Origin of the sequence: Conexibacter woesei DSM 14684 (assembly GCF_000025265.1) — a bacterium.
GTDB lineage: Bacteria > Actinomycetota > Thermoleophilia > Solirubrobacterales > Solirubrobacteraceae > Conexibacter > Conexibacter woesei.
The window spans coordinates 3,308,241-3,320,801 of record NC_013739.1; the positions used below are offsets into that span (position 1 = coordinate 3,308,241).

Genomic DNA, 12,561 nt, shown 5'->3' on the forward strand with positions numbered 1-12,561 from the left:
TTTTCCGTACAGTCCGCGAATGACCGAGACCTCAGCTCCTGACAGCACCGCCTTCGTCTACGACTTCGCCGACGGGTCGCGTGAAATGCGCGATCTGCTGGGTGGAAAGGGCGCCAACGTCGCTGAAATGACGCGGCTGCTCGGAGCGGATCGAGTACCGGCGGGCTTCACGATCACGACCGAGGCGTGCGTCGCCTACATGCAGGCGGACCGCACCGAGCCGGACGGGCTGAAGCGCCAGGTCGCCGAAGCGCTCGCGCGCTTGGAGGAGCACGTCGGCAAGCGGCTCGGCGACACAGGCGACCCGCTGCTGGTCTCGGTCCGCTCGGGCGCGCGCGAGTCCATGCCGGGGATGATGGACACGGTCCTCAACCTCGGTCTCAACGACAGCTCCGTCGAGGGTCTTGCGCGCAAGACCGGCAACGCGCGCTTCGCGTGGGACTCCTACCGCCGTTTCGTGCAGATGTTCGGCAACGTCGTCCGCGGCGTCCCTGGTGAGCGGCTGGAGGCGACGATCAGGGAGCTGAAGGGAGAGCAGGGCGTGACGCTCGACACCGAGCTGGACGTCAACGCCCTGCGCACGCTGACCGACCGCTTCAAAGCCCTCTTCCGCGAGCACACCGGGGAGGAGTTCCCGCAGGAGCCGGGCGAGCAGCTGCGGCAGTCGATCCGCGCGGTCTTCGACTCGTGGATGGGCGAGCGCGCGATCCACTACCGCCGCATCAACCGCATCCCCGACGACTGGGGCACGGCCGTCAACGTGCAGCAGATGGTCTTCGGCAACAAGGGCGACACGTCGGGCTCCGGCGTCGCGTTCAGCCGCGACGAGGTCACGGGCGCGCCCGAGCCGTCCGGCGACTTCCTCCAGAACGCGCAGGGCGAGGACGTCGTCTCGGGCGTCCGCAACACGCGCGACATCGCCGAGCTGGCCGACGTGATGCCGCGCGCACATGCGCAGCTGCTGGAGATCCTCAGAACGCTCGAAGCCCACTACGGCGACATGCAGGACACGGAGTTCACCGTCGAGGAGGGGCAGCTCTACATGCTCCAGACGCGCAACGCGAAGCGGCCTGCCCAGGCGGCCGTGCGCTTCGCCGTCGACGCGGTGGAGGAGGGACTGCTGAGCAAGGACCGCGCGCTGCTGACGATCGACGTCGACACGCTCGACGCGCTGCTGCACCCGACGTTCGACCCGAAGGCCGAGGTCCACCAGCTCGCGCGCGGCGTCGCCGCCTCGCCGGGCGCCGCCAAGGGCGAGGTCGTCTTCACCGCCGACGCCGCCGTCGCGGCCGCCGCCGAAGGGCGCGCGGTCGTGCTCGTGCGTCCCTTCACCGAGGCCGAAGACGTCGCCGGCTTCCACGCCGCGAAGGGGATCCTCACCAGCGAGGGCGGCAAGGCGTCGCACGCCGCGCTCGTCGCGCGCGGGATGGGGCGGCCGTGCGTCTGCGGCGCGAGCACGCTGGAGATCGACGTCGAGGCGGGCGAGATCCACGCGCCCGGCGGTGTGGTCATACGCGCCGGAGAGCTGATCGCGATCAACGGCTCGACCGGCCTGATCACGACCGAGGACGTCCCGCTCGTCGAGGCCGAGTGGAGCGAGCAGTTCGAGACCGTGCTGACGTGGGCCGACGAGCTGCGCACGCTCGGCGTCCGCGCGAACGCCGACACGCCCGAGGACGCCAGACGCGCACGCGAGTTCGGCGCGGAGGGGATCGGCCTCTGCCGCACCGAGCACATGTTCATGGCGGCCGACCGCCAGCCGAAGATGCGGGCGATGATCATGGCCGACGGGGAGGAGGACCGCCGCGCCGCGCTCGCCGAGCTGCTGCCGCTGCAGCAGGAGGACTTCGAGGGCCTGTTCGAGGCGATGGCCGGCGTGCCGGTGACGATCCGCCTGCTCGACCCGCCGCTGCACGAGTTCCTGCCGCAGCGCCACGAGATCGAGCAGGAGCTGGACGAGCTGCGCGAGGCGGGCGCGGCCTCCGGCGGCGCCGGAGGCGGCAAGGTCGACGAGCTGCATCGCACGCTCGTGCGCGTGAAGGCGCTGGAGGAGGTCAACCCGATGCTCGGCACGCGCGGCTGCCGGCTGGGGATCCTCTACCCCGAGATCTACGAGATGCAGGCGGTCGCGATCTTCGCGGCGTGGCGCGCGGTGCACGAGCGAACCGGCAAGGCGCCGCTGCTGGAGGTGATGATCCCGCTCGTCGACTACGAGACCGAGCTGGAGGTCATGCGCAAGCTCGTCATCGACGCGGCCGTCGAGCGCGGGCTGACGGCGGGGGAGGACTTCCTCGTCGGCACGATGATCGAGCTGCCGCGCGCGTGCTTCCAGGCCGACAACATCGCCCACCACGCCGACTTCTTCTCGTTCGGCACCAACGACCTCACGCAGACCGCGCTCGGCTTCTCGCGCGACGACGTCGAGTCGAAGTTCATGGGCGTCTACCTCGAGCGCAAGATCATCGACCGCTCCCCGTTCGAGACGCTCGACACGCCCGGCGTGGGGCAGATGGTGCGGATGGCGGCGTGGCTCGGCCGCAAGACGAAGAACGACCTCAAGCTCGGCGTCTGCGGCGAGCACGGCGGCGACCCCGACTCGATCGACTTCTTCCACCACTCCGGCATCGACTACGTCTCCTGCTCGCCGTTCCGCGTCCCGATCGCGCGCGTGGCGGCGGCCCGCGCCGCGGCTGCGGAGCGCCTGGCGCAGGGGTAGCCGTGCGACAATCAAGGGTGCGATGCCGACCGCCTCCCGCACTCATCCGACCGGTCCCGTCGCCGAGGCGTTCGAGGCGCGCATCCGCGAGCAGGAGGAGCGGGCGCTGTCGCCGCGCGCGACGCGCTCGTATCCGGCGGAGCGGGAGCGGCCCGCCGCCGACTGCGGGCTGCGGACGCCGTTCCAGCGCGACCGCGACCGGATCGTCCACTGCAAGGCGTTCCGCCGCCTGAAGCACAAGACACAGGTGTTCGTGGCGCCCGAGGGCGACCACTACCGCACGCGCCTCACGCACACGCTGGAGGTGACGCAGATCTCGCGCACGGTCGCGCGCGCGCTCGGGCTCAACGAGGACCTGACCGAGGCGATAGGGCTCGGCCACGACCTCGGCCACCCGCCGTTCGGCCACATCGGCGAGGACGTGATCGACCGCTGCCTGCGGCAGCGCTTCGGTCGCCGTTTCCGCCACCACGAGCACTCGCTGCGCGTCGTCGAGCGGCTCGAGCGCGACGGCGTCGGCCTCAACCTCACCGCGCCGGTCCGCGACGGCATCCTCTGCCACTCCGGGCGCGCGCCGCAGCCGCGCACGCTGGAGGGAGGGATCGTGCGACTGCTCGACCGCGTCGCCTACATCAACCACGACATCGACGACGCGATCCGCGCCGGCGTGCTCGACGAGCGCGACCTGCCGCCGGAGCCGATCGCGGTGCTCGGCGGCACCGGCCCGCAGCGGATCGACGCGCTCGTGCACGACGTCGTCGAGCACTCCGCCCGAGCCGGCGACGCGATCGTGCAGGGCGAGACCGCGGGCGCGGCGATGGCGGAGCTGCGGACGTTCATGTTCGAGCGCGTCTACCTCGGACCCGCCGCGCGCGCCGAGCACGGGAAGATAGAGCGCGTGCTGCGCACCCTCTTCGACCACTACGCCGAGCAGCCGGACGAGATCCCGGTGCTGCTGCCGCCTGCCGACGCCGACCTCGCCGAGCGCGTCACCGACTACCTCGCAGGGATGACCGACCGCTATTGCATCCGGCAGTTCGAGGCGCTCACCGTGCCGAGCGCGTTCAACCCGTGAGCCGCTACACCGCCGACTCCAAGGATCGCGTCGTCGACGCGGTCGACATGATCTCGCTCGTCTCGGGCAAGACCGAGCTGCGGCGCGCGGGCGTCAACTCGTACTTCGGCCGCTGCCCGTTCCACGAGGAGCGGACCGGCTCGTTCCACGTCCGCCCCGAGGAGAAGCACTACCACTGCTTCGGCTGCCAGGAGTCGGGCGACCCGTTCGACTTCGTCATGAACACCGAGGGCCTCGACTTCAGAGGCGCGCTGGAGACGCTCGCCGAGCGCTTCGGCGTGACGCTGGAGGTCGAAGACGAGGACCCGCTCGCGAAGGCGCGCCGCGAGCGCCGCGACCGGCTCCACGACCTGCTCGACCGCGCCGCGGCCTACTACGCGCGCTACCTGTGGGAATCGGCCGAGGCGGCCGGCGCGCGCGATTACCTTGCGCGCCGCGGGCTGACCGAGGAGACGCTCAGAACGTACCGCGTCGGCTACGCGCCGAGCGCGTGGGACAAGATGCTGCTCGGCTCGCGTCAGGCCGGCTTCAGCGAGGAGGAGCTGCTGGCGACGGGCCTGGCGCAGAGAAGCAAGCAGCGGCGCGGGTCGCTCTACGACCGCTTCCGCGAGCGGATCATGTTCCCGCTCGCGAACGCGCGCGGGAAGGTCGTCGGCTTCGGCGCGCGCGCGATGCGCGACAACCAGCCGCCGAAGTACCTCAACACGAGCGAGGGCGAGGTCTTCCACAAGGGCAGCCAGCTGTTCGGCATCGACATCGCGCGGAGAGCGGCCGCACGCGCCGGCTCGATCGTGCTCGCGGAGGGCTACACCGACGTCCTGGCGCTCCACCAGGCCGGCGTGCAGAACGCCGTCGGCGTGATGGGGACCTCGTTGACGGAGGAGCAGGCGAGAGAGCTGGAGCGGACCGCGCGGACGCTGCTGCTCGCGCTCGACGCCGACCGCGCCGGCCAGGAGGCGATGGTGCGCGCCTCCCGGATCGCCGCCGGGCGCAGACTGGAGCTGCGCGTCGTCGGGCTGCCGGAGGGGAAGGACCCGGCCGACCTGATCCAGGAGGAGGGACCGGACGCCGTGCGCGAGCGGGTCGCGAGATCGGTCCCGTTCGTCGCCTTCCACGTCGACAAGATCCTGACCGGCTCCGACCTCGGCGACGCGGAGGCGAAGGACCGCGCGATCGCCGAGCTGCGGCCGGTGCTCGGTCCGGTGCCGCCGAGCGTGCTGCGCGAGGAGCTGATCCGGCGGATCGCCGGGCGGCTCGACCTCTCCGACCAGCTCGCCGCGACGCTGCTGGAGCAGAGCGCGGAGGAGACGGCGTCGCAGCAGGCGCAGTTCGCGCAGCAGGCCGGCCAGCAGGCGGCGGCCGCCGCCGACTCGTACGACCCTGGCCCGGCGCCCCCGTCCTACGACGACGGGCCGGGAGTGGACGACGAGAGCGCCTACTACGCCGCGATGGCGGACATGCCGCCGGCCGCCCCCGCCGCACCGCCGCGCGCGGTGCTCGACCGCCGCGCCCGCACCGAGCGGACGTTCCTCGCGTTGTGCGTCGCGCTCCCGCGCGAGGGCGCCGCGGCGCTGGCGCAGCTCGACCCGCAGACGCACCTGACGAGCGACATAGCCCGCCGCGCCGCCGCCCACCTCGCTGCCGCCGGGCGCCTGGAGGGGCCGATGGACGGCCTGCCGGCAGACGACCCGGACCTGGAGCAGTACGTCTTCGACCTCGTCAGACGGGCGAGCGCGGGCAGCGGCGCAGTCTCCGCCAGCCTCGAGCACGCCCGCCTGATGATCGAGCTGGCCCACCTCGAACGCGGCATCGCCGCGGCCCGCGCCGCCGGCTCGGGCGGCGTCACCGAGCTCAAGCGCGAGGAGGGCCGGGTCCGCGGCGAGCTGCGCAGACTCGGCGAGCAGATCCAGTCGAGCGGCTGACCGGCCCGCCTCGCGCCGTTGCGCCTACGGCGTGTAGTCCCTCGGCTTCAGCGCCACGATCGACGCGCCCCACGAGGTGTCCGCGCTGGGGAACGCGCCCGCCTGTGCTGCGACGCTGCCTCTTCTGGCGGCGACCTTGTCCGCGAGCATCGGGCCGTTCGCGGTGAAGCCGGCGGGCCATGCGCTCGCGAACCAGCCCCAGAAGTCGTAGGCGTTCCAGACCAGCAGCGAGTCGTCCAGCGCCGTCGTGATCGCCGGCGAGGTCGGCGTCAGCGTCGGGGTGCCGCTCACCTGTGTCGCGTGCGTGTCGACCGGCGTCACGTCGTCGGCGCCGCGGTACGCACCGAGGCCGTACGTCCAGCCGGTCGATGCGCCGCCCCATTGGAGCAGCGGCGCCGGTGTCGATCCGGCTCTGTACGTCGTCGCGTAGAGCAGCCAGGTGCCGACGTCCCCCGTCGTCACGTGAGAGGAGAGCTTCGTCCAGCCGGTCGGGGTGACCGCGGTGGCGGCGCGGTCGCCGGTCAGTATGACCTGCATCACGAGCGCGTCGCCGTCGGTGAGTCCGGGCGGCAGCTTCGTCTGGCCGGAGGTCCCGTTCTCGATCGCCTCGGTGTGGCCGACCTGCTCCCAGCCGTCGGGCTCGTCGAACGGCTGGTACTTCGCCTCGCCGACGTAGAGGGTCGACAGCGTCTGCGTGTAGTTGCCGACGCCGAACGTCCAGCCCGTCCCGCCTCTCGCGAACGTGCCGACCGGGTACTCGGAGTCGAGCGCGGTGTCGAATGCGGTGCCGTCGACGGAGAAGTCGATTCTGACGCCCTCGTGGACGTCGGCTCTGATCTCGAACCACTGGTCGCGCGGCACCTGCATGAAGACGACCTGCCGCGTCCATCTGTTGTCCCAGTAGTTCAGGAACAGCACGGGACGGTCGTCGCTGCCGCTCGGTCTCGGCCCGATCCATCTCGCTCCGCCGACGCTGAGCGCCCATCTGGCGCCGCCCATGTTGACCCACCACGTCGGGTCCGAGCTGCCGCCGACGTTCTCCTTCCACTGGAAGATGTTCGTCGCGCCGGCGGACGGCGGGATCCCGTACGAGGACGGGACGTAGTACGAGGCGCGGTAGGAGCCCGACACGTCGGCCGGAGAGACGCCGTTCGGCGACCACGTCTTGTAGACCTTCGCGTGCAGTCTGGCGGGGTCCGCAACCTGGAAGCGGCCGACCCGCTCGAAGCCGGTTCTCCAGCGCGGGATTCTCTCGTCGTCGGCTCTCGGCGTCGAGATCAGGCCGTACGAGGTGTCGCCCGCGCCCCACCAGCTCCAGCCGATGAAGTCGTTGGAGGCGAAGCGATCGGACCATGGGAGCATGCCGGCTCTCATGGGATCGGCGCTGCTTGCTGAAGGCAGCAGCGCAAGGACGAGCACGGCGACGAGCGCCGCCAGCGACCGTGATGACACGAGTTCCCCCTGGTAGAGATTTCGGCCGAGTCTACGCGCGATCCTGGCGCGTCGCCACTCAATCGGAGACGAGCAGCCGCGCGCCCAGCTCCGCTGTCGCGAGTCCGAGCAGCTCGCGGTTGCGCGCGTGCCAGGCGCCGCTGTCGAGATCCGTGCGCAGCGCGGCGACGGCGCGGCGCTCGACCACCGGTCCGACGCCCGCCCACACGGACGTCGCGCGGCGAACGTCCTCGCGCAGGTACGCCTCAGGGCGGCGCCAGTGGGCGTGGAAGAAGCCGTCGGCGCAGTCCCACGGGATCTCGACCGGCTCTGCCCGCGCGCCGAGCGCCGCCATTCGCTCGGTGAGGCTGGAGCGTCCGGACAGCGACGCCGTGAGCTCCGGCAGGTATTCGCGCACGAGCCAGAAGCGCGGGATCTGTGCGTACTCCCACTGGAACACGACGACGCGCCGCGCCACCCGCCGCAGCTCACGCAGCCCGGCGAGCGGGTCGCGCCAGTGGTGGTCGGAGAGGATCGCCGTCGCGGCGTCGAACGCGCCGTCGGCGAACGGCAGCGACTCCGCACTCGCGGCGACGCATGGCGCGGCCTCCGGCGGTCGCTGCGCGCGCATCACCGCCGACGGCTCCACGGCCGTGACGGCGCGGTCGGGCGGCTCGTACGAGCCCGTCCCCGCGCCGACGTTGAGGACCGTCTCCGCATCCCCGAGCGCCGCCCAGATGCGCGCCGCGATCCGCGGCTCCGTCCTCCGCCCGACCGCGTAGCCGGCGCCGATGCGGTCGTAGAGGTCGCCGGCGTCCATGTCGTTTACGACGAAAGCCCCGCGTGTGCAGGGCTTTCTCGTACTCCCCGGGTTGGACTCGAACCAACAACCCTTCGGTTAACAGCCGAATGCTCTGCCAATTGAGCTACCGGGGAACGCGCGCTGGGCATGGTAGCGGGCTTCGGTGTCGTGCGCTTCGGAGACCCGTGCGCCGATCAGCCGGCCGGGCCGGCCAGCAGCTGCGTCATCGCCAGCTCGCGATAGAGCGCGTCGTGCTCGACCAGCTCGGCGTGCGTACCGGCGGCGCGGACGCGGCCGGCGTCGAGCACGACGATCTGGTCGGCCGCGACGACCGTCGAGAGGCGGTGGGCGATCACGAGCACCGTGCAGCGCCGGGCGGCGCGCGCGATCGTGTCACGCAGCGCCATCTCGTTGCGCGCGTCGAGCTGGGAGGTCGCCTCGTCGAGCAGCAGGATCCGCGGCCGGCGCAGGAGCGCGCGGGCGATCGCGATCCGCTGGCGCTCGCCGCCCGACAGGCTCGTGCCGCGGCTGGCGATCTCGCTGTCGAGCCCTTCCGGCAGCTGCGCGACCAGCTCCTCCAGCCGCGTCTCGGCGACGACCTCGGCCAGCTCGGCGCCGCTCGCGCCGGGCGCGCCGTAGAGCAGGTTGTCGCGCAGCGTCCCGGCGAGCACGGGCGCGTCCTGCTCGACCGACCCGATGCTGCGCCGCAGCGTTCCACGCGGGATCGTCGAGATGTCGCGCCCGCCGAGCAGGACCGCGCCGCCGGTCGGCTCGTAGAAGCGCTGCAGCAGCGCGAACAGGGTCGTCTTGCCCGCGCCGGACGGCCCGACGAGCGCCGTCTGCCCGCCCTCCGGGACGCTGAACGAGACGTCGTGCAGCACCGGCGCGCGCTCGTCCCCGTAGGCGAACGCGACACGCGCAAACGAGATCAGCGGGACGCCGGGCGCCGGGCCTGCCGCGATCGCCGACTCCAGCACGCTGTCGGCCGGCGTCTCGACGTCGTCCTCGACGGGCAGCTCCTCGGTCGCGTCGAGCCGCGCGAGCGCGCCGAGCCCGGCCTGCAGCTCGATCCCCGCCTGCACCAGGCCCGAGACCGGCTCGGCGAGGTAGAAGAGGTAGAGCAGGAACGCGACCAGCGCCGCGACGTCCATCGCGCCGTCGGCGACGCGCGCGCCGCCGACGCCGAGCACGGCGAGGAACGAGACCTGGATCGCCAGCCCGGTCGCGACCCCCAGCACCGCCTGGTGGCGCGCCAGCTCCAGTCCGGCGCCGTAGGAGCGCCTCGCGGCGTCCTCGATCGCGGCCGTCTCGCGCGCCTCGGCGCCGCTCGCCTTCACCGTCCGCACAGCCGCGAGCGAGCGTTCGAGCACCGAGCCGATCTCGCCGACGGCGGCCTGGCCGCGTTCGGTCGCACGGCTGATGCGGGGGAGCAGCACGAGCACGCCGAACGCGATCGTCCCCAGCACGCCGAGCGTGACGAGCAGCAGGACCCAGTCGACGACGGCCATCAGCACGATCGCGCCGAGCAGGCCGACCGCGCCGTTGACGAGCTGCACGACGCCGTTGGAGGCGGCCGCGCGCAGCAGCGTCGTGTCCGACGTCATCCGCGTTATCAGGTCGCCGGGCGACTGGCGGTCGATCGCCGGCACGCGCAGCCGCAGCATCCGCGCCGCGAGCCCGAGCCGCGCGCGCAGCACGATCCGCTCCGCGGTCCGTTCGAGCAGCAGCAGGTAGGTGCCGGTCAGCAGCGCGCCGACGACGACCAGCGCGCTCAGCACGACGATCGGCGTCAGCACCGACTCGCGCTCCTGCAGCGCCTCGATCACGCTCTGCGCCGCGAGCGGCTGCGCGAGCGCCGCGCCGCTGCCGAGCAGTCCGAGCAGCGCGCCCGCTGCGAGCACGCGGCGGTGCGGTCGTACGTGCGGCCCGAGCGCGCGCCAGGAGACGGCGGAGGCGGTTGCGGACATGCGGCCAGGATCGCCGACGCCTGCCTGGTTGTCCGTGCGGATAACCCCCCGGATACAATCGGACGCGTCCGCTACCGGCTGAGGGGGCCCGCGCGTGGGGACGAAGACGAGCTTCCCGGCACTCAAGCCCGCACAGCTGATGGCGGTGCTGCAACGCGAGCCGCTGGCGTACGAGATCGTCCGCCAGCGCGGCTCGCACCGGCGGCTGCGTTCGCGCAACGGCCACCCGGACATCGGCTTCTCGTTCCACGGCGGCATCACCCTCCCGCCCGGTCTCGTGCGGAAGGTGCTTGTGGGAGACGTCGGACTCAGCGAAGATGTCGCAAGGAGCCTGCTCTGATGAGAACCGCACAGCTGATCTACCACGACGAGCCCGAGGGCTGGTGGGCGGCGTCGCCCGACCTGCCCGGCTACTCCGCGGTCGGAGAGTCGTTCGAGGACGTCCGCCGTCTCGCTCGCGAGGGCGCGCCGTGGTACGCCGAGGAGGAGTTGGACTTGCATCATCTCGTGCCGGGCCCGCGTTCCTGGTGGACGTCCCCGAGCGTCGGGCAGCGCGCCCGGCTGCAACTGGCCGCACCGGGCCCCAACCCGGGCTTCTCGATCCGCATCAGCGGACTGCCGAGAGCGGCCTGACGTGGAGGCCGACCTCCTCCTCTGCGACCACGCGGAGGCGATCAACGGGAAGCTCTACATCATGGGCGCGGCGTGGAACCTGCTGCAGGCGCCCGAGCAGGCGATCACGATCGCGCTGGCGATCGTCGTCAAGGTCGCCTGGGACGAGGCGGACACGTCGCACGAGCTGATCGCCGAGCTGCTCGACGCCGACGGCGAGCGAATCGTCATGAACGGCGAGCCGGTCGCGCCGAGCGGGCGCTTCGAGCTGGGGCGGCCGACCGGCGTCAAGCCCGGCTCGACGCTCAACATGCCGCTCGCGTTCAACCTCAGCGGCCTCGTGCTCGGCGTCGGCCAGTACGAGTGGCGGCTGACGATCGACGGCGACCCCGTCGCGCGAGCGCCGTTCGCCGTCGTCGACCCGGTCGCGGCGGTGTAGCCGATGAAGCTCTACGTCTGCTGGGGGACGTTCGAGGTCCCGGTCGTGCGCGCGCACCCGTGCAAGGTCGCTCATGACGCGCTGCTCGCCGCAGGCCACGAGCCGGAGGTCGTCAAGGCCTACAGCTTCGGCCCCGTGCCGGAGGCGCTCCAGACCGCGGCGCGCAAGGAGGTCAAGCGCCTCACCGGGCAGTCGTGGGTGCCGGTGCTCGTGACCGACGACGGCGAGGCGATCCACGAGTCGAAGGCGATCGTGGCGTGGGCGGCGACGAACCCCGCGAGTTCCGCGTCGCCCGCCTGACCCGCTAACGCTCGCCGCGCGCGAGCTGCTCGACGAGATCGGCCGCCCGCTCGGCTGCGTCGTGCGCGCGGCTCCACGCCGCCAGCTCCGCGGCGTGCCGCGTCAGGGCCGGATCGCCGAGCGCCCGTTGGACCGCGAGCCGCACGCCGAGCGGCGTCGTGAAGCGCCACGGCAGCCGCACGCCGGCACCGGCCCAGTCGAGCCGGGCGGCGTTCTCGCCCATGTCACCGGCGACCGGGCAGGCGACGACCGCCGCGCCCGACGCCAGCGCGCGCACCATCGTGCCGTGGCCGACGTGGCACAGTACGAGTGCGCAGCGCGGCATCGTGCGCGAGTAGGAGACCCACTCGACGAGCCGCGTGTTGGCCGGGACCGGGACCGGCTCCGGCAGCGGCCGCCGGTTCCACGTCGCCAGCACGCGGATCGGCAGGTCGCCGAGGCCCGCGAGCGCGGCGCGCAGCAGTCTGTGGTCTCTGTCCTGCGCCGTCGACGGCGCGACCAGCACGAGCGGCTGCTCGCCCGGCGGCGGCTCGACGTCGGCGGTCGGCGGCTCCCACAGCAGCGGCCCGACGACGTGCGTGTGCGCCGGCCACGCGCGCGGATACTCCAGCTGCGGGTAGGTCGCGACGAGGCAGAGGCGGTCGCTGAGCCCGCCGTGGACGCGCTCCACCGGCGCCAGGCCGAGCTGCGCGCGCGTCTCGTTCAGCTCCCGCTGCCCGTAGCGCAGCCCCTTCTCCACGAGCGGGTCGAGCTGCCGCCACATCCGCCGCCCCAGCGCCGTCCGCGGCCAGCGCGCGCCGAACGAGTACGGCGGTGCGCCGGGCGGCGGGGCGGGGTGGACGTGGGGGACGAGCGTCGCGACCGGGACGTTCTCCAGCTCGCCGGCGAGCGCCGGCGCGAGCGTCAGGATGTCCGCCACGACCGCGTGCGGACGGGCGGCGGCGACCGCCGGCCGCGTCTCCGAGACCGCGCGCACGACCGCCTCGTACATCGTCATCGGCCGTTCCTGCGTCGGGAAGACGGGGTACTCGGGCGCCGGCACGAACCGCATCCCCGCTGCCTCGACGTGCTCCCGCCAGCGCGACCACGTCTCCATCGTCACGTCGTGCCCGCGGCGTGCCAGCGCGGTCCCCAGGGCCAGCATCGGGAACGCGTGGCCGGGGTCTCCGAACGCGCCCAGAAAGAGGCGCAGCGAGGGCTCTCGCGTGACTCCGGGAAGCGGTGCAGGAACTATGGAGCTTTGATGAGGTTTAATGACGTTCGGCACGGATGACCGGTGAAGACCACGGGGGCCCAT

10 protein-coding genes, 1 tRNA gene and 1 pseudogene are annotated in these 12,561 nt (G+C 72.5%); 7 read left to right on the top strand and 5 right to left on the bottom strand.

What is annotated here, in order from left to right:
- Positions 1-19: 19 nt before the first annotated feature.
- The 3 genes from ppdK to dnaG are packed head-to-tail and all read left to right on the top strand — an operon-like array spanning position 20 to position 5,713.
- Positions 20-2,716, top strand: coding sequence for a pyruvate, phosphate dikinase (gene ppdK / locus CWOE_RS15490; RefSeq protein WP_012934574.1), 2,697 nt, complete (start codon positions 20-22; stop codon positions 2,714-2,716).
- Between the two features lie 22 nt (positions 2,717-2,738).
- A complete protein-coding gene (locus tag CWOE_RS15495) occupies positions 2,739-3,791 on the top strand; it encodes a deoxyguanosinetriphosphate triphosphohydrolase (RefSeq protein ID WP_012934575.1) in 1,053 nt (350 codons plus the stop codon).
- Positions 3,788-5,713 (top strand): DNA primase, encoded by a 1,926-nt coding sequence (gene dnaG / locus CWOE_RS30755; RefSeq protein WP_012934576.1) that lies wholly within the window; start codon positions 3,788-3,790, stop codon positions 5,711-5,713. The genes CWOE_RS15495 and dnaG overlap by 4 nt, the downstream gene beginning before the upstream one ends.
- Before the next feature lie 24 nt (positions 5,714-5,737).
- Here the strand turns inward: dnaG and CWOE_RS15505 are convergent, their stop codons facing one another.
- The 4 genes and pseudogenes from CWOE_RS15505 to CWOE_RS15520 form a co-directional block, all read right to left on the bottom strand.
- Positions 5,738-7,075 carry a hypothetical protein gene (locus CWOE_RS15505; protein ID WP_012934577.1) on the bottom strand — a complete coding sequence of 446 codons (1,338 nt, stop codon included), beginning with the start codon at positions 7,073-7,075 and terminating at the stop codon, positions 5,738-5,740.
- 148 nt (positions 7,076-7,223) lie between these two features.
- A pseudogene (locus CWOE_RS15510) lies at positions 7,224-7,949 on the bottom strand (class I SAM-dependent methyltransferase); the annotation flags it as partial.
- A gap of 58 nt (positions 7,950-8,007) precedes the next feature.
- Positions 8,008-8,080 (bottom strand) — tRNA-Asn (locus CWOE_RS15515).
- Between the two features lie 60 nt (positions 8,081-8,140).
- The gene (locus CWOE_RS15520; protein ID WP_012934579.1) at positions 8,141-9,913 is read right to left on the bottom strand and encodes an ABC transporter ATP-binding protein; all 1,773 of its coding nucleotides are present in this window, start codon (positions 9,911-9,913) and stop codon (positions 8,141-8,143) included.
- 94 nt (positions 9,914-10,007) lie between these two features.
- Between CWOE_RS15520 and CWOE_RS15525 the strand changes: the two genes are divergently transcribed.
- The 4 genes from CWOE_RS15525 to CWOE_RS15540 are packed head-to-tail and all read left to right on the top strand — an operon-like array spanning position 10,008 to position 11,264.
- Positions 10,008-10,253 carry a type II toxin-antitoxin system HicA family toxin gene (locus CWOE_RS15525; RefSeq protein ID WP_012934580.1) on the top strand — a complete coding sequence of 82 codons (246 nt, stop codon included), beginning with the start codon at positions 10,008-10,010 and terminating at the stop codon, positions 10,251-10,253.
- Complete coding sequence (locus CWOE_RS15530; protein WP_012934581.1) at positions 10,253-10,546, top strand: type II toxin-antitoxin system HicB family antitoxin; 294 nt, start codon at positions 10,253-10,255, stop codon at positions 10,544-10,546. Before CWOE_RS15525 ends, CWOE_RS15530 begins: the two co-directional genes overlap by 1 nt.
- Before the next feature lies 1 nt (position 10,547).
- A complete protein-coding gene (locus CWOE_RS15535; protein ID WP_012934582.1) occupies positions 10,548-10,964 on the top strand; it encodes a DUF6941 family protein in 417 nt (138 codons plus the stop codon).
- A gap of 3 nt (positions 10,965-10,967) precedes the next feature.
- Positions 10,968-11,264 (top strand): glutathione S-transferase N-terminal domain-containing protein, encoded by a 297-nt coding sequence (locus tag CWOE_RS15540; RefSeq protein WP_012934583.1) that lies wholly within the window; start codon positions 10,968-10,970, stop codon positions 11,262-11,264.
- A gap of 4 nt (positions 11,265-11,268) precedes the next feature.
- Here CWOE_RS15540 and CWOE_RS15545 read toward each other — a convergent pair whose 3' ends face one another.
- Positions 11,269-12,408 (bottom strand): glycosyltransferase, encoded by a 1,140-nt coding sequence (locus tag CWOE_RS15545; RefSeq protein ID WP_012934584.1) that lies wholly within the window; start codon positions 12,406-12,408, stop codon positions 11,269-11,271.
- Positions 12,409-12,561 lie beyond the last annotated feature (153 nt).